At 31.9% G+C, this 18136-nt stretch carries 19 protein-coding genes and 1 pseudogene; 10 read left to right on the forward strand and 10 right to left on the reverse strand.

The window, feature by feature from the left end; all coding sequences use genetic code 11:
- Positions 1-197 precede the first annotated feature (197 nt).
- From AC0L3M_RS13455 to AC0L3M_RS13490, 8 genes are all read left to right on the forward strand, one after another.
- Entirely contained in the window at positions 198-419 is a 222-nt protein-coding gene (locus tag AC0L3M_RS13455) for a hypothetical protein (protein ID WP_473431098.1), read from the forward strand.
- A 258-nt stretch (positions 420-677) separates the two neighbouring features.
- Complete coding sequence (locus AC0L3M_RS13460) at positions 678-2441, forward strand: OmpA family protein (RefSeq protein WP_473431099.1); 1764 nt, start codon at positions 678-680, stop codon at positions 2439-2441.
- Positions 2442-2520: 79 nt separating this feature from the next.
- Positions 2521-3393 (forward strand): hypothetical protein, encoded by an 873-nt coding sequence (locus tag AC0L3M_RS13465; RefSeq protein WP_473431100.1) that lies wholly within the window; start codon positions 2521-2523, stop codon positions 3391-3393.
- 81 nt (positions 3394-3474) lie between these two features.
- The gene (locus AC0L3M_RS13470; RefSeq protein WP_473431101.1) at positions 3475-4068 is read left to right on the forward strand and encodes a hypothetical protein; all 594 of its coding nucleotides are present in this window, start codon (positions 3475-3477) and stop codon (positions 4066-4068) included.
- Between the two features lie 64 nt (positions 4069-4132).
- Entirely contained in the window at positions 4133-4681 is a 549-nt protein-coding gene (locus AC0L3M_RS13475; RefSeq protein ID WP_473431102.1) for a hypothetical protein, read from the forward strand.
- An 8-nt stretch (positions 4682-4689) separates the two neighbouring features.
- Entirely contained in the window at positions 4690-5316 is a 627-nt protein-coding gene (locus AC0L3M_RS13480; RefSeq protein ID WP_473431103.1) for a hypothetical protein, read from the forward strand.
- On the forward strand, positions 5298-6110 hold the full coding sequence (locus tag AC0L3M_RS13485) for a sensor histidine kinase (RefSeq protein WP_473431104.1): 813 nt from the start codon (positions 5298-5300) through the stop codon (positions 6108-6110). The genes AC0L3M_RS13480 and AC0L3M_RS13485 overlap by 19 nt, the downstream gene beginning before the upstream one ends.
- Positions 6100-6843 carry a LytR/AlgR family response regulator transcription factor gene (locus AC0L3M_RS13490; RefSeq protein WP_473431105.1) on the forward strand — a complete coding sequence of 248 codons (744 nt, stop codon included), beginning with the start codon at positions 6100-6102 and terminating at the stop codon, positions 6841-6843. The genes AC0L3M_RS13485 and AC0L3M_RS13490 overlap by 11 nt, the downstream gene beginning before the upstream one ends.
- A gap of 4 nt (positions 6844-6847) precedes the next feature.
- Here the strand turns inward: AC0L3M_RS13490 and AC0L3M_RS13495 are convergent, their stop codons facing one another.
- From AC0L3M_RS13495 to AC0L3M_RS13515, 5 genes are all read right to left on the reverse strand, one after another.
- Positions 6848-7237, reverse strand: a complete 390-nt coding sequence (locus AC0L3M_RS13495) for a plastocyanin/azurin family copper-binding protein (RefSeq protein WP_282069757.1) — start codon at positions 7235-7237, stop codon at positions 6848-6850.
- Positions 7238-7264: 27 nt separating this feature from the next.
- Positions 7265-7813 (reverse strand): carboxymuconolactone decarboxylase family protein, encoded by a 549-nt coding sequence (locus tag AC0L3M_RS13500; protein WP_473431106.1) that lies wholly within the window; start codon positions 7811-7813, stop codon positions 7265-7267.
- Positions 7814-7839: 26 nt separating this feature from the next.
- Positions 7840-8007: a hypothetical protein gene (locus AC0L3M_RS13505; protein WP_473431107.1), complete on the reverse strand. Its 168-nt coding sequence runs from the start codon at positions 8005-8007 to the stop codon at positions 7840-7842.
- 133 nt (positions 8008-8140) lie between these two features.
- Positions 8141-8968, reverse strand: a complete 828-nt coding sequence (locus tag AC0L3M_RS13510; protein WP_473431108.1) for a helix-turn-helix domain-containing protein — start codon at positions 8966-8968, stop codon at positions 8141-8143.
- A 39-nt stretch (positions 8969-9007) separates the two neighbouring features.
- A complete protein-coding gene (locus tag AC0L3M_RS13515) occupies positions 9008-9913 on the reverse strand; it encodes a histone deacetylase family protein (RefSeq protein WP_473431109.1) in 906 nt (301 codons plus the stop codon).
- 128 nt (positions 9914-10041) lie between these two features.
- On the opposite strand from AC0L3M_RS13515, the gene AC0L3M_RS13520 reads away from it, so the two are divergent.
- The gene (locus tag AC0L3M_RS13520; RefSeq protein WP_473431110.1) at positions 10042-10386 is read left to right on the forward strand and encodes a hypothetical protein; all 345 of its coding nucleotides are present in this window, start codon (positions 10042-10044) and stop codon (positions 10384-10386) included.
- Positions 10387-10479: 93 nt separating this feature from the next.
- A complete protein-coding gene (locus AC0L3M_RS13525) occupies positions 10480-10980 on the forward strand; it encodes a hypothetical protein (RefSeq protein ID WP_473431111.1) in 501 nt (166 codons plus the stop codon).
- A 57-nt stretch (positions 10981-11037) separates the two neighbouring features.
- Here AC0L3M_RS13525 and AC0L3M_RS13530 read toward each other — a convergent pair.
- The 5 genes and pseudogenes from AC0L3M_RS13530 to metG all read right to left on the reverse strand — a co-directional run bounded on the left by AC0L3M_RS13530 (position 11038) and on the right by metG (position 18072).
- A pseudogene (locus tag AC0L3M_RS13530) lies at positions 11038-13157 on the reverse strand (Tex family protein).
- Between the two features lie 87 nt (positions 13158-13244).
- Positions 13245-13904 carry a YiaD family glycine zipper/OmpA-like lipoprotein gene (locus tag AC0L3M_RS13535; protein ID WP_473431112.1) on the reverse strand — a complete coding sequence of 220 codons (660 nt, stop codon included), beginning with the start codon at positions 13902-13904 and terminating at the stop codon, positions 13245-13247.
- A gap of 52 nt (positions 13905-13956) precedes the next feature.
- Positions 13957-14427, reverse strand: coding sequence for a lipocalin family protein (locus AC0L3M_RS13540; RefSeq protein ID WP_292943365.1), 471 nt, complete (start codon positions 14425-14427; stop codon positions 13957-13959).
- A 141-nt stretch (positions 14428-14568) separates the two neighbouring features.
- Entirely contained in the window at positions 14569-15996 is a 1428-nt protein-coding gene (locus AC0L3M_RS13545) for a hypothetical protein (RefSeq protein WP_473431113.1), read from the reverse strand.
- Positions 15997-16023: 27 nt separating this feature from the next.
- Positions 16024-18072 carry a methionine--tRNA ligase gene (gene metG, locus AC0L3M_RS13550; RefSeq protein WP_473431114.1) on the reverse strand — a complete coding sequence of 683 codons (2049 nt, stop codon included), beginning with the start codon at positions 18070-18072 and terminating at the stop codon, positions 16024-16026.
- Positions 18073-18136: the final 64 nt, after the last annotated feature.

Below are 18136 nucleotides of genomic sequence, written 5' to 3' on the forward strand. Positions count from 1 at the left end.
AAAAAAACCTGCTACATTGTAGCAGGTTTTTTTATTCAATTTATGACAACATTCGATCAACTTTTTTTACTGTTTTCACTGCGTTTAAAGCGCGTTTTAAACAAAAGGCTAATACTATTGCTTTAGCTTATATCTCTGCGTTACAAATCGCCTTATTCTTTTTATTAGGTGTTTTTACCGCAACATTTTTAACCAAAATGAATGCATCTACTATTTCAAGTCAAAAAGCATGGACCTTATTTGTGCTTATTGCGATAGCAATACATATTAAAAACTGGTTAAAGTACAGTGGTAAAACTAGAAAGGTACTTAACGCTAAGTTTAACAGAAGTAAAGCAAGCAGTCACAATCTAACATTATTGTTAAGTTTGCCTTTAGTTAGTTTAATACTTGCAATAATTTTACTGCAAAGTATGTAATCCTACTTAACGTATTAAAAAAAGCCTGCTATATAATAGCAGGCTTTTTTTATGTCTCATGATTTGATTATAACCAGTAATGGATTCAAAACGACCAATAGCCTATTTGGTCTTTATTTACAGGGTCTAACTCTAGACATTTGTGCTATAGCGACAACTCCCAATAAATTGATTAATGCAAATTTTAATAAAGAAGGGTAACAAAACTAAAGGCTTCTTTATATAAACGTGTATAACTAAAATTTAAAAATGTAAATCATGAAAACTCTATTAAAATTTTTATTAATCGTATTTGTATTTGCTTCGGCATTTACTACAAACGCACAACAGGATGACAATAACTATTTTCAATTGTCACCAAGAATTGGTTATGACTTTCCAAGTTATAACAATAACACACCTTTTATAGATTATAATGGTGGAATGGATTTGGGATTATCCTTAGACTATTACTGGAATTGGTTTGGTCTAGGGTTTGATTTTGATTACATCAAAAACCAACCAGAAAGCACCTATCCAACAGACAATTTGTTTTATCCAGGAGGAGGTCCAATTAATAATTTTATCTTGTCAGAAGATGATATTTCTAGAGTCTTCTTTGGTATAGGTCCAAATTTCCAATATCGTAGTCAGTCTAGACGTTTCTCTGCAGAGCTGAATACAAGAGTAGGTTTAGCGTCAATAAAAGGTGGAAGAACATTGTTAACAGACGATCCAGCGTCAACACTACTAAACTTTCATTCTGGCTACGACCTATCTAGTGTTTTAAGTTTTAAAGGACAATTGCGTTTTACGTATTACTTAAACGATAATTTTGGAATTAATGTTGGCGCTTATTATTTAAAACATTTTAGTGCTACAGAGCAATTGGATCCAACATTAAATATAGCTGCAGGATACCATCCTTTTAACACGGTTAACGATGTAGACGTAAATTTTAATAGCCTAGATCAAAGTGGTCCAGTGTTAAGAGAAGAACCTTGCGATTGTGATATATCTTCAGTAGGACTATTTGCAGGTGTAACTTTTAAATTTAATAAAAAAGAAAAAGAATCTGTTTGCGAAGTTTGTGGAGAAGACCATATGCCTAGATGTTGTGCAACTTGTGGTTGTGGTGTAACGGTTACTGCTAGAGATAAATATACAGACGAAACATTACCTTTTACAGATGTTGTTTTAACGGATTTAAACGGAAATATTGTACAGTCTGGTATTACTAACGCATATGGTGTTGTGGTGTTTAATGATGTTGCCGAAGACAATTTAATTGTTAAAGGAAAATTATATGGTGTTAATTTGGAAGAAACTAGTATTACCAAGGAGGACTTTAAAGCTTGTAAGAAAGATGGTAATAGCATTCAAAAAGTTATTAGATATGGTGATTTAAACTTCATCTTAAAAGGAAACGTAGTAGAGTGTAATACAGACAAAGGTATTCAAGGGGTTGATATTCTTCTTAAAGACAAAGTTAAAGCTGGACAAAAAAATACGTTGTCTGACTTAGATGGAGCATTTATCTTTCACTTAAAACAAGCATCAACCTATGCTTTAAATGGTAATAAAGATGGCTATTTTTCTAATGAAGTAGAAGTGTCTACATCAGATGTTGATCGTAATAAATCACTGTTTATTGATTTTGAAATGTGTGTGAATCCTTGTGGTCAAGCCATTAAATTAGATAACATTATTTTTAATTTAGATAAATGGGATATTCTTCCTGCAGCAAGACCAGACTTAGATTATGTTGTAAAATTAATGCAAGATAATCCAACTATTAAAGTGGAAATGTCATCGCACACAGACTCTAGAGGTAGTAACCAATACAACCAAGAGTTATCTCAAAAAAGAGCACAATCTACAGTAGATTATTTAATGACTAAAGGTGTTTCTAGAGACCGTTTAATTGCTCGTGGAGCAGGTGAATCAGAATTATTAAATCGTTGTGCAGATGGCGTGCAATGCTCGGAAAACGAACACACCATTAATCGTAGAACAGAATTTAAAGTTGTGTGTATCAATTAAATTAAAAGCTATAAATCAATGTCAAATTAAGGCAGTATATAAAACAAAAAACTGCCTTAATTTATTAAAAATTATAATTATGAAAACAATATATAAAATGAAAAACAACGATTCAGAATCTAGATTTTTCACATCAATAAAATTAGTAGTAGTAACCGTTTTAGCTTTATTTGCTTCTGCATGTAGTGATGACGAGGCTTGCGATTATACCTCACCAACAGATACCTTTCCATTTTCATGTGACTCTGGTATGGACGTAGCGTTTTTAATAGACTATACAGGTAGTATGGGTGAAGCTATTGAAGGTATTAAAAGTTCAATTTCATCAATAGCAACAAGTATTGTAACAGAGTCTGGTGGTGATTACCGATTGTCGTTATCAGTTTTTGACGAGGTTACTGCAGGTACTACTCCTAGTTACAATACTCAGGTTGGATATACTAATTTACCTGCTGCGCAAAAACAAGTTATTACTACTGGTACAACTACTGCGCAATACTTAACCATGATGGAGCCATTTGCTACTGCAAATCAAACAACTTTTACCACGCAATTATCTAATTTAAATAGTGCAAATATGTCATTGGGTTCTGGTAATGGTTTTGCAGAGCCAGGAGCATTATTATTAGATCAAATTTTAAATAATAATTTTTCGGGATCTTGGAGATCTGGTATAACTAAACTAGTATTTATAATTACAGATGCACCAGCAGGTGGAGATGATGATATTAATACTGCTATTGATGATACCTTTTTAAATGGATTGGCTACTCAAGCTAATTTGGATAACGTGCAATTAGTTTTAGTATCCACATTAGCATCGTCTAATTATGAACTAGAGCTTATTAATAATAATATTTTAGGAGATAAAATGATTGTCCCTAATTTTAATAATATAGCTGAAAATATTATCACACTAATCGAAAATATTTGCGACGGAAACGAAGAATAATCATTACATAATTTCAAAATTAGTCTAACAAACTCAAGACTGTTAATACAAATAGTCTTGAGTTTTATTAAATTTTAAACAATGAAAAAACTATTTACACTACTAATAATATCTCTTATTTTATCGTCATGTACAGATGCAAATAATGGTTTAACTAAAGCATTAGCGATACAAAACATTAAAGCTTGTGATGCTGAAAATCCAGTGGAATTTATAAAAGGAATTTATGTTGGTAAAATGACCTATCAAAATGCAGGAACAAGTCTAGTAGAGTTAGGTTATATTAAAAAATTAGCAAAATCTGGGATTGTAGTCTTGGATTCATTATCCTCTAACAATCAACAAATGTCAGATCATATCAGGATAAATACCGTTTATAATGTTTCTATTAAACCAGAATATAAAAAGCATATTACCAAACAGAAGGACAATATTGCTTATGTTAGATTAGTCTCTAGAGAAGTACAAGAAGTAACATCTATTACATTAAAAAACGACGTTAGAGCAGATGTGATGGCAACTTTTAAAAAGATAAAAACACCATTTTATGACATTCAATTTGATCAATCAACCAGGTTAAAAACAAGACAAGATGTGTTTACAGAAGTCATTGGTTTTAATAAGTCAAATAAAGACGGTTGGACAAGCTGCTTTTTAAAAGAAAACAAACAGTAATAAAATATATTAAAAAGTAAAATACTAACTTAGTAATCTAGCTATTAATTTAAACCACCAACCAATGAAAAATTTAACATCAAAGTCATTACTAATCATTTGTTTAGTACTAGGGTTTTTACTCTTTCAAGAGTGTCAAAAAAACAACGATTCTTACAAAGAACCAACAGGTTTAATCTCATTAAAAAAAGCAGAAATGTATGAGAAAAACTATCTTGAAAATCAGTATAAATTTATAAATGAAAAATTAAATCAGCCATTAGTGGATACCATAGAAGGTGTCGACATGCAGGACAATAAATATATTAAAGACTCTAGAGCTATTCGTTTTAGTCTTGAAGAATTAGAAAACTACATTAAATATGTCAAAGCTTATACTGATAAACAATATGCAAAAGACGAAATTAGTTTAAGAGTATATTTTGGAGCCAAAAATGTAAAATTTGAAAAAGACAAGGATAGCGTCATGCGCTCTACCTTATTTTTTATTCCAACGGTTAAAGAAGTTACTAGAAACACCGAAGCTCCACATCAAAACATTAACCAGTTAAACCCACTTAACTATGGTAGTGCAGGAGATCCTGATAGTATAGAATATAAAACTAAAGGATAATCTAAATTATGCTTAGCCAAGATATTATATTAAGATTACTAATGTGGTTACCACAAATTGCAGCTTTTGTATTAGCAATTGTAATGTGGCCAAATTATAAAAACACTACGCAACGTAATTTTAGATACTTCTTAGGTTTTGTGTTGGTTATTGAGTGTTTAGGCTATCTATTACCAATTATATGTGATATTAAAAGTGGCTATGTATATAATGTTTATACTATAATATCCGGATTGTTTTTACTTACTTGGTTTAAGTCCATATTGCAAACAAAAAGACTGGTCATCGTCTTTATTTCTGTCTTCATTGCATCAATTGGTTATTGTCTGTTTTTTCAAGCGTTTGGTGTATTATGGAAAATCCCCTTAGTCGTTTTAGCAATTGCAATACTAATTTGTAGCACAGTATTTTTTTCTGATTTATTAACCAAAAATGAAGTCGTCAATTTTAAAACCGATCAGAAATTTTGGATTGTTACAGGGTGTTTAGTGTTTTATATTGGCTATTTACCATTAGTATTGTTGCAAAAATATTTTGGGTTGTCAGGTATTTATTATCGTATTCCAATTACGATTAACATCATTTTAATGTTTGGATTTATAATAAAAAGCTTTTTATGTCTGAAAAAGAGTTAATTTTCATAGCATTATTTTCAGTTGCTTTATTAGTGGTTTTATCACTAATATTTTTGTTTATGACGTTCAGCAATCGTAAAAACAAACTCATCCAGGAGCAGTTAGAAACCAAACTAAACAATCAAAAACGTCAACACGAGTTAGAGTTAAACGCGCTTAGGGCACAAATGAATCCACATTTTGTACATAATTCGCTTAATGCTATTCAATATTATATTCAGTTAAACGAAGTCGAAAAAAGTGAAGATTACCTCTCTAAATTTTCAAAATTAATGCGACAATTTTTCGAGTATTCTCGTAAAGAACGTATTTCGGTTGAACACGAAATTTCGTTATTAAAAAATTATTTACAAATAGAAAAGCTTCGTTTTGAAGACGATTTTGACTTTCAATTAAATATAGATAAAGCATTGGATACACAAGATTTATTTTTGCCTCCAATGATTTTACAACCCATTGTAGAAAATGCAATTAATCACGGTGTTTTTCATAAAAAAGGAAAGGGAGAAGTCAGGATTGACTTTGTAAGCATCAACGATTATAGCTTTAAAGTTGAAATTACAGATGACGGAATTGGTATTAATAAGTCTAAACTTATGAATGCTAAAAAGAAGCAAACGCATACAGAACATTCTAGTTTTGTTTTAGAAGAGCGTTTGGCTTTATTAAAAGAAAGTAAACATTGGGATGTAGCGTTTACAATTCAGGATCGTGCAGATACATCCAACAAAACAGGAACAAAAGTTACCTTGATTTTTAAGGAAGGCTTAAATGAAAATGACTATGACCATTAAAACCATATTAATTGACGACGAGCGTAAAGCGCTGGCTATTCTAAAAAATAAGCTAGAACGTTTATGTCCAAATGTCCAAATAATTGCAGAAACGCAAAGTCCAAAAGAAGGGATTGAGCTTATTAAATCATTAAAGCCAGACTTGGTGTTTTTAGATATTGCAATGCCAGAATTAAGTGGGTTTGATGTGTTAAAACAGTTTGAAAATCCTGATTTCGAAATTATTTTTGCAACAGCTTTTGATAATTATGCTATTGAGGCTATAAAACATTGTGCAATTGGTTACTTAGTTAAACCTGTTGATAATAAAGATCTGGTAGAAGCTGTGGCTAATGCCGAAAAAAATATTAGTGATAAATCTGCGCTTCAAAAAAACAAGCAGTTAATTGAAAACTTAGGCGTACAAACGTTTCAAAAAAAGAAAATTATAATTCCGTCTGTGGAAGGCTTAGAGTTTATTAAAATTGAAAATATAGTGCATTGCGAAGGCGAAGCGGGTTATACCAAAATTCATTTAAAAGAAGGTAAGCCATTATTAAGCTCCAATAGTATTGGGCATTTTAATAAATTATTAGAGCATAACGACTTTTACTTAGTACATAAATCACATTTAATAAACTTAAGTTATATCCAAAAATACCTTAATGAAGGTTATGTGATTTTGTCTGGAAATGCAAAAATTCCTGTCTCGCGTAATCGCAGACAGGAATTTTTAGATCAACTTAAAAGCTGATAAATTACTGTACAGTTAACGTGTACTGTGGTGTTTTATTTAATGGGCAAAAGTATGTGTATTCTCCTTTTGCTAATGTTGTAGCGCTAGACGTTTGTGTTTCTCCATCCTTAACAACACTAGTTACGTAAGCAGTTTTAATGTGGTTTTCTGGGTTAGAAGCATCAGCACCTTTTTTAATTAGTACAAATCCAACATCTGTTCCAACAGCGTTATTTGCTATTTCAAAAATATAAGTCCCTTCACTTATCGTTAATCCTTTTTGGGTAAACTCACCCGTAGTTTGCTCTAATGCTACTGTTTTTACAGCATCATGTTTCATCATTTTGTCTTGTGCATTAACAGATACTAAAAGGGTTAATGTCAATACTAAAGTTGCGATTAATTTTTTCATTGTTATTTATTTTAAGGTTATAATTAATTAAGATATTACTGCTTCTAATGGTTGTGCTACTGGAAAATCTACAGGGACTTGTGTTGTATTGTGGATGTAGTTAGAGATTGTTTTATCACCAACTAAAGCAATAACATCAATTAAATTTCCGTGGTTATAACCAGCGTCTAAAAAGTTGTTTAAGATAGTTGCGTCTGTTTTTCCTCTAGTTTCTGTAATGTTTTTAGCTAAAGCTGCTAATGCATTAAATTTAGTGTCAAAAGAGGCTTTTCCGGCTCTTAATTCTAAAATTTGGTCGTCTGTAAAGCCATTCATTTTACCAATTGCAGTGTGTGCAGATAAACAGTAAATGCAACCGTTTACTTCACTTACAGCAAGGTTTACTACTTCTTTTTCTTTAGCTTTTAAAGAGGTTTTTGCATTTGCAAAGTTTAAGTAATTCTCTAAAGCGGTTTCGCTATTTGCATACGTTGCGTATAAATTTGGTACAAATCCAACCGCTTTTTCTAATTGGTCAAAAATAGCTTGATTGGTTGCGTTTACTTCGTCTCTTTTAAGTGCTTTAATAGGTGTCATAATCTTATGTTTTTAATGTTGTGTTTTTATATAATTGAATTGTCAATAATTCCTTTGTTTATTTCTGCATCACAATAGTAATCGTGTAATTGTTTATGCTCACAATGTTCTTGTGGGTTGATGGTTTTGGTTAGCTTTCTTTTTGCTTTTGTAAAGATTTCAATTAGATTGAATATGGATATGGTCGTTTTCATAATGCTGTTGTTTTTATATTACAGTGCAAAGATGCGACGCGAAAGTGGGTTTTAAAACGACGATATTACCTTAGTAGTTGTCGATTTTTCCCAAATGGTATTTTTATGAAGAAATAATGGCCTTAAATAAAGGTTATAAACCCTTTTTAAAGTCAGAAAGGGTAATGCTAGTTTGTTTTTTAAACAATCTGCTTAAGTGTGAAGCATCTTCAAAACCAATATCGTAAGCAATTTGCTTAGCAGTTTTGTCAGTATACATTAATTGACGTTTGGTTTCTAATACTAAACGGTCATGAATAATCTTTAAAGGACTTTGTCCCGATTTAGCAAAGCTATTGGATAATGTTTTGGGCGACTTAAATAATTTTTCTGCGTAAAAACTAACTTGATGTGCTTCTTTAAAATGGGTTTCTACTAATAAGTTATACTGTCTTAAAGTTTCGTCTGTAGCTTTGGTAAGTATTGAAGTAGGTGTTTCGTTTTTAAGTAAACGTGTGGTTTTAATTATAAATCGTGCTAATAACATTCTTAGCATTTCGGCCTGAATAGTATCTTCTGTTTCAATTTCATCTAAAAACATATCATGCAGCACATTAAATTTATGCTGCTCATTTTTATTTAAAGAAATCACCGGAATAGTATCATTCCCAAAAAACAAAACACCAGCACAACCCACCTCTTTATCATGGTCTTTTATGCAATAAAATTCGCGATTAAATTGATAGACAACACCATCATCACCTTCAATAAATTGAAAATATTGAATTGGAGTTAATGACAAAATTTGGTGTGGTTTTAAAACAATAGGAATACCATCTACAAGCACAGTAATAGTGCTGTTACCAGAGATAATAAAAGTATATAAGCCAATTTGTTCTGAGCTAGTAAATGTTTGTAATAGGCTTTGATCAGCTATTTTTAGCGTGGCGCTAGTCGAAAACTCGGTAAATGTTTTTAGCATAACCATATAGTCTTAAAAACTAGGTGAAAATTACACATATTAAAAATAAATATCTTGTGCTAATCTAAACGTATTGGCATGTGCATTTACTATTGTTTTTATGTCTGGACTGTAACCTCCTCCCATACTGCACATAACAGGCAGGTTGTTAGCTTTACAAGTTTCTAAAACAAATTGATCACGAGTTTTGCAGCCTTTAACCGACAGTCCTAATTTGCCTAATTTATCTGTAGCAATTACGTCTACACCACATAAATAATAGACAAAATCGGGTTGAAAGTTTGTAATTAGTTTGGGTAATGTGTCCTTTAAAATTGAAAGATATTCCGTGTCTCCAACATTGTTTTCTAAAGCAATATCCAAATCGCTTTGTTCTTTTTTAAACGGATAATTATGTTTTCCGTGCATAGAAAACGTAAAAACAGAAGGGTCATCCTTAAATATCTCAGCTGTTCCGTTACCTTGATGCACGTCCAGATCTACGATTAAAATACGTTTTGCTAGTCCTTTTTTTTGAAGAAATCTAGCACCAATCGCTTGGTCATTTAACATGCAAAAGGCTTCACCACGATTAGTATACGCATGATGTGTTCCGCCAGCAATATTCATAGCAATGCCATTTTTTATCGCATACTTACTTGCTTTTATGGTTCCATCTGCAATAACTATTTCACGTTCAATTAACACCTCACTTAACGGAAAACCTATTTTACGTGCAGCTCGCGGATCCAATGTAATATTAAGTAAGTCGTAAAAATACTCAGGATCGTGTACTGCCAATATTGGCGCTTCGTTTAGCATTCTATTCGGTTCAAAAAAGTTAGCCTCAGTACAAGTGCCTTCATGGATTAATTGCTCAGGAAGCAACTCGTATTTTAACATCGGAAAACGATGTCCTTCAGGCAATGGATGACAGTAAATAGGATGATAAGCTATTTTAAGCATAGGTAGATTAACGGTTCAAGTTTTAAATTTAATACTAACTCTTTTCAAAAAAAATTATCGAAGTTTTATAATTTAGCATCTTCTTAACAACTTATCGTATACCTTTGTACTTCAAATTAAAGTATAACATGGCAAGACTTAACTTTTTAGTTATTTCTCTTTTAATAGGGTTGTCTACCTTCTTCGCTTCTGAAGTTGAGGTCGCATCTGTCGTGCAAAATACGTTTCCGCAACACACAGTAAAGTCTAGTGCAGCCTTACACTCTCAAGGTATAATTGTAAATTCTCAAATTGATCTTACAGTTAACGTACAGCCAGAGGACAGTATTACTTTTTTTAAGCAGTTAGCTTTTATAAATGCAGTTAGTAAAGAGCAGCAAGAAAATTTCTTGGTGTATCAAAAAACTAACAGGTCTATAGATGTTGGACTGTCTAAAACACAGATTATTTACCCTTTTCATTGGTTTACATAAGCGCAATACGTTTTTATTAACTATTGCAATACATGTCTTTTCTGTAAAGACAATGTGTTGATTTCTTATACATTAAATCAAAATATTAAAACAATGAAAATTTCATTCACACTACTAGCTATTCTAGTATCATTAAGCGTATTCGTGCCTTTTTTTATATTCATCTTTAAAGGTTTAAATAACACTACAAAAACAAAGCATAAAGCCGAAAATTTATTAAAATCCAACGGGTTTAAGTACAATTTAAAAGAGGTTTGGAACAATAAATTTATCGGTTTAACCGAAGATAAAAAAGTACTGTCCTATATTGCTTTTAAGGAAGATGAAAACCAAGTATTTAATTTAGAATTGTCTGAAATCAAGGCATGCGAAGTGCTTTCTGACTATAAAAAAGACATAGATAAAGTAACAAGATTAAAACATTTGGATTTAAAAATCTCTTTTTATACGCCAAATAAAGAAGCTGTCGTGATCAGTTTTTTTGACACAGATGAAGCTTTTACAGAAGATTATGAAGCACGAAGAATAGAAAACTGGAAAGACATTATTGACAATAACTTAAAGGTTACAGTCAAAGCTAAAATGGCATCTTAACGCTATTAAATTAGTTTTATTTAAAGCATCAATCTAACCTATAGATTGATGCTTTTTTTATTTGTGTAGTTTTAATTGGATGCGCTTTCGCGGAACATCAACTTCTAAAACTTTAACAATAACCTGTTGGTGTAAATGGACATGCTCATTAACATCTTTTACAAAACTATCCGATAAGTTAGAGACATGTATTAAACCACTTTCTTTAATTCCGATGTCCACAAAGCATCCAAAATTAGTGATGTTATTAACTATACCTGGTAATAATTGACCCGCAACCAAATCGTTTATTGTTTTAATATTTTGATTAAAAGTAAATACTTTAGCTTCTTCTCTAATATCTAGTCCTGGCTTTTCAAGTTCTTTAATAATATCTTCTAAGGTTAGTAAACCAACAGTATCAGTACAGTATTTTTTTAAATCTATTTTTTTAAGCAACTCTTGACTGCCAATCAAATCGTTTAAAGTAACCTTTAAATCTTTGGCCATTTTTTCGACTATATTATAACTTTCAGGATGTACTGCCGAGTCGTCTAACGGGTTTTTAGCCTCTCTAATTCTTAAAAAAGCAGCGCCTTGTTCAAACGCTTTTCCGCCTAAGCGTGGTACTTTTTTTATTGCATTTCTACTAGTAAAAACACCATTTTCGTTTCTGTAATTAAAAATGTTTTCGGCTAGTTTTGGACCAATTCCGGAGACATAACTAAGTAAAGAGGTGCTTGCAGTATTGATGTTTACACCAACACTATTGACACAGTTTTCTACCACAACATCCAGTTCTTTCTGTAGTTTGCTTTGATCCACATCATGTTGGTATTGTCCAACACCAATAGATTTAGCGTCAATTTTTACCAGTTCTGCTAATGGATCTTGTAGACGTCGTCCAATAGAAACACTACCTCTAACGGTAACATCGTAATTAGGAAACTCGTCTCTTGCAATTTTTGAAGCCGAGTAAATACTTGCTCCAGCCTCGCTAACCACAAAGACTTGTATGTCGTTTTTAAATTGAATCTTTTTTACCAACGCTTCCGTTTCTCTGGATGCTGTACCATTACCAATCGCAATTGCTTCTATTTTATATGCTTCCGTTAAGGTGGATAGTTTTTTTATGGCACCAATACTATCGCTTTTTGGAGGATGCGGATAGATGTTTTCGTTATGCAGTAAAACTCCTTGGGCATCTAGGCAAACCACTTTACAGCCTGATCTAAAACCAGGATCAATTGCAAGTACTCGTTTTTCGCCTAAAGGCGAACCTAATAATAGTTGTTTTAAGTTTTTTGCAAATACCGAAATTGCAGAAGCATCAGCCTTCTCTTTTGCTTTTTGTAACGCTTCATTGCTTAGAGATGGGAATAATAGACGCTTGTAAGCATCGTTAATGGCTAGCTCAATCTGATCTGCGCAGGCGTTTTCGCTTTTAATAATGCGTCTGTCAATGTTTTCTAACGCCTTTATTTTATCTATTTCAATTTTAACACGAATAAAACCTTCTTTTTCAGCTCTTAAAATGGCTAATAATCTATGCGATGGAATACGACTTAATGCTTCTTCCCATTCAAAATAATCTCTGAATTTTTGAGCATTCTCATCTTCTTTTTTTGATTTTACCACTTTCGTGGAAATCATAGCATGACGCTCCAATTGGTTACGTAAATTATTACGTATATCTGTGCGCTCGTTAATCCACTCTGCAATAATATGTCTTGCACCTTCCAAAGCATCATCAACCGTTTTGACGTCGCCTTTTACATATTTAAATGCGATAGATTCCACATCATTTGCATTTTGAGACATGATGATTTTGGCTAAAGGTTCTAAGCCATTTTTTCTTGCAGTTTCTGCCTTAGTTTTTCTGCTTTTTTATACGGTAAGTATAAATCCTCAAGCGTTGTTAAGTCAGTACAAGCTTCGACTTTGGCTTGCAAAGCATCAGTTAAAACATCTTGCTCTTCAAGTGCTTTTAATATTGCTGTTTTTCGTTTTTCTAAAGTTTCAAATTCTTCTTTATATTTTACAATATCTCCAATTTGGACTTCATCTAAATTTCCAGTTGCTTCTTTTCTATATCTTGAAATAAACGGAATAGTTGCGTCCTGATTTAATAGGTCAATCGTATTTTTTACTGATGTTTCAGGTAATTTAGTCTTAGAAATTATATAGTTTAAAAGCATAAAAAAAGACCTTATTTTTTTATAATAAATAAGGTCTTGTAATATATTTAACTCTGATTAATTTTCCGAGGAAAATCGGACAAAATTCTAGTTTTCTCCAGACTCCATTTTAGCGTCATTAATCATTTTTTCATTTGGTAAAATGGCTACGTTTACACGTCGGTTTTTTGCTCTACCTTCTGCAGTTGTATTATCATTAGTAGGTTGTGTTTCTCCAAACCAATTTGTTGTAAATCTACCGCTACTTAAACCTTGGTTTGTTAAGTAATTGGTAACAGCATTAGCTCTGTTTTTAGATAATGTCATGTTGTTTTCTTCGCTACCAACACTGTCTGTATGTCCAACAACTAAAATATTAGTATCTGGATACTCTTTAAATACAGCTACAAGTTTGTTAAGTGTCTCTTGCGACGCACCATTTACGTTATATTTTGCTGTGTCAAAATACACACCACTATTTTCGTCAAAAGTTACCACAATACCTTCGTCAACACGCTCCACTGTAGCACCAGGAATTTCTTCCTCAATTTTTTGTGCTTGTTTATCCATTTTGTTTCCAATAAGGATTCCGGCTCCACCACCTACAACTCCACCAATAACAGCACCTAATTCTCCGTTACCACCTTTACCAACATTGTTACCAATTATGGCTCCTAAAATGGCTCCTCCAGTAGCACCAATGACACCACCTTTTTGTTTATTATTTGCATTTTTTACACTGCTACAATTAGTAAAGCTAAAAGCCATAGCGACTGTTAATGCACTTATTGATATTTTTTTAATATAGATTTCATAGTTTTTATAATTTAGAAAAGTTCATGTTAATTGTAAATGGTTTACCATCAACTGTAAGGGTTTGTTCCCATCTCATGTTGGTTTCTGATAATTGGGCTAATTTTAATCTAAACCCTTGATTGGTTTCACTTTTCCCTTTAGCATCGGTTGGCTTTAATAAGAAGTTGTATAAACCTGTAGTTTCGTCTACCTCCTGAATAGTAAAGTTAAAGTTTCTTTCTCCTGTATTACAATTTGGAGTGTTTATGGTATAAATACCTGTATTATTATTTGGTATAAACTGCCAAGTACTTTGTTCAAAACATTCCTTAGATGTGTCATTTAATAATGATACATTATAAGTGCCGGATTGATTGTAATTAATGGTGTTTAAAACCCATTGACCTTTAATGGTTTTTTCTGATTGTCTTACTGTTTTTGAAGATCCACAGCTAAATAGTAGACTTAAAAACAAAACGGTTATTATTTGCTTCATGATTGTTTAATTTATTTGATACAAAGGTGCAATATTACCTGATATTTGATATTACACGATTATTAATATAGGTTATATAATTACCATTTTTAAAATTGTAATTGCTAAGGTAGAGTAGGTGTATGCTTGCGATTAGAAGAATTAATTGTCAAATTTAGTAAGTGTATATTCTCCAGTCCTTTTATTATAGTTTCCTAAAAAGTAGCTAGATTGATACTTAAATAAGGTTTGCAAATGTGCGTTATTGTACGTTCTGTTAGCGTCTTGAAAGTTTTTGATTTGATCAAATTCGTTTAACGGAATGTCTCCTGTTTTGTGATTTAAATCGTTGTCAAATAAACAGCTTATTCTAGTAGATTTTGTTCTAGTGTAGCTATTAAAGCTGTCTAATATTAGACCATATGCAATTACGCCAAAAGCGCCAAAATTGACCATAGCAAAACCACCTCTATCTATTTCTACGCTAGCTCCTAATGTTATAATTAAGTCCTCATTTTTTGAATAAGCAGTAATACCTATTTTAGACTGTGTTATTTTTCTTAAAAATTTAGAGGTTTTTTCTAATTCTCGGTAATCTTCAAATGCACCACCTTCCTGAATTATTGGTGTGTTTTTAAACGTGATTTCTTCTTTGTCGTTAATATTAAACGTTTTTATTAACCCAAAATCATCTAAATTATAGGCACTAAAACTTAAGTGATCTAATGTAGAATAGATGGTTAATAGTTTATCTTTATGAATAAAAGAATTAGAATTTGCGCCATGATGATTATTAGTATAACCTGTATTGATAATGCTATTAAAGCTATAAGAGTCACTTTCTAGATCTAAACTAATAACGTAAGTATACTTGTTAAAAAGATTATTGGTAATTGTAAGTTTGTTATTGTCTACATATAATTTTGTAAACGCATTAGTTTGCTCTAAACTGTTGGGAACATTACTATTAACAACCTCAATAGCTGCGTAGTTAGGGTTGCCAAATAGCAAAGGATATAATGGGTAATCTCTGTCAATGTTATTAACTATTGCTTGCGATGATAAATCGTAATTAGTTGTCTTAATAAGCCCCTTATCAGTTAATGTTCTAGATATTAAAACATCTTCTTTCCTACTAACAGATAAAATATGAAGCTTATTTTTTAAGACTAGATATTCGACTATTTTTTCTTTTTTAAATTCAATGTTTAAGTCTTCTGTTATTTTAAAATTTCCTGTTTTAAAACTTAACGAAACCGAACTAAAATGAGATTTATTATTATTACTAAAAAACAGCGTATAAGTCTCTTGGTCATATATTGCACCAATTAAAATCTTACCCTTTTTGGGAATGATTACATTATTTATTGAGCCGATTAATTGTTTATTTTGATCATGAAGATTTCCAAAAATCACCTTTCTATTTGTAAAAAACATGGCGATTTGGTTAGTGTCTTCATTAACAACAGGAATAACGTCCTTAGGGTACAGTTGTTTTGTTTCTTCTTCAATATTAAATCCAACCCATTCTTCTTGAGCAGAAGTTAAGGTGCTAAAAACAAATGCAAATAGTATTAAGGCGTACTTCATAAACTTATTTTACAATAATAATTTTTGTTAACTAATGTGTAATCCATTACTAACATTAGCATCATCGGGATTTACAAATACTAATTTGCCTTCCGCATTTTCTGTCATTAAAATCATACCTTGACTCTCTACACCACGTAGTGCTCTTGGTGCTAAATTAACTAAAACAGTCACTTTTTTACCAACAACTTCTTCTGCAGTAAAGCTTTCTGCTATTCCAGACACTATTGTGCGTACATCAATACCTGTATCCACTTTTAAGATTAAAAGTTTTTTAGCTTTAGGCATTTTTGTAGCTTCTAAAATGGTTCCAACACGTATGTCTAACTTAGTAAAATCATCAAAAGTGATTTCATCTTTTTGCGGCTCAACGACTTTGTTAGCAGCTTCATTAGCTTTTTTACTTGCTTCTAGCTTATCTATTTGCTTTTGGATTGTTTCGTCTTCTATTTTACTAAATAACAATTCACCTTTACCTATTTGGTGCAAAGCAGGAAGTAATGTGTCTTTAGTCGATATATCGTTCCAAGAGTTTTCTGTTGTATTAAGAATGTTTTTTAATTTGGTAGAAGTAAATGGTAAAAACGGTTCTGATAATGTTGCTAAAGCGCTAGCTATTTGCAATGCGACAAACATAATTGTTTTGGTTCTAGCTTCATCTGTTTTAACTAGTTTCCAAGGTTCTTCATCTGCTAAATACTTGTTTCCAAGTCTTGCTAAGTTCATTAACTCCTGACCAGCTTCTCTAAAACGGTAACGCTCTAAAGAGCTTTCAATAACTGCAGGATATGCTTTGACAGTCGCTAAAGTTTCTTCGTCTATAGCGGAAAAATCAGATGGTGTCGGTACAACACCTTCATAGTATTTATTAGTTAAAACTACAACGCGATTAATAAAGTTTCCGAAGATTGCTACTAGCTCGTTATTGTTTCTTGCCTGAAAATCTTTCCAAGTAAAATCATTGTCTTTAGTTTCTGGCGCATTAGCAGTTAAAGCATAACGTAACACATCCTGTTGGTTAGGGAAATCTTGTAAATAATCTGGCAACCAAACAGCCCAATTTTTAGAAGTCGATAGTTTGTTGCCTTCTAAGTTTAAAAACTCGTTAGCTGGAACATTATCAGGCAAAATATAGCTGCCTTCTGCTTTAAGCATAGCAGGAAATATTATACAATGAAATACTATATTATCCTTACCAATAAAGTGTACTAATTTAGTGTCTTCATCCTTCCAGTATGGTTCCCAATCTTTACCTTCTCTTGCAGCCCATTCTTTAGTTGATGATATGTAACCAATTGGTGCATCAAACCATACGTAAAGCACTTTGCCTTCTCCTCCAGGAACAGGAACCGGAATTCCCCAATCTAAATCTCTAGTTACAGCACGAGGTCTTAATCCATCATCAATCCAAGATTTAACTTGACCATAAACGTTAGGTTTCCAGTCTTTTTTATGACCTTCCAAGATCCATTCGCGTAAAAAAGCTTCGTGTTTATTTAAAGGTAAAAACCAATGTTTTGTTTCTTTTAAAGTGGGAACATTACCAGTTATTGCCGATTTAGGATTAATTAAATCTGTTGCATTATGTGACGTTCCACATTTTTCGCATTGGTCACCATAACTTTCTTCGTTACCACATTTTGGACACGTACCAATTACAAAACGGTCTGCTAAAAATTGGTTAGCTTCTGCATCATATAATTGTTCCGACACTTCTTCAACAAATTCATTTTTATCATACAAAGTTTTAAAAAACTCAGAAGCAGTATCGTGGTGAATTTTGGCAGACGTACGTGAGTAATTATCAAACGTAATTCCAAATTCTTCAAAAGAATCTTTAATTATTTTATGATAGCGATCTACAATTTCCTGAGGTGTAACACCTTCCTTTTTTGCTTTAATAGTAATTGGCACACCATGCTCATCACTACCACAAATAAAGGCTACGTCGTTACCAGTTAGTCTTTTATATCTAGCGTAAATATCTGCTGGAACATAAACACCTGCTAAATGTCCAATATGTATTGGTCCATTAGTATAAGGTAATGCTGCAGTAATTGTATATCTTTTTGACATCTTTGTTATCTTTTGAAGGTGTAAAAATACGTAATTTGACAGCCATTTAGAAAAAAATGTAATT

The sequence above is a fragment of the Olleya sp. KJ81-1 genome, from assembly GCF_055808135.1.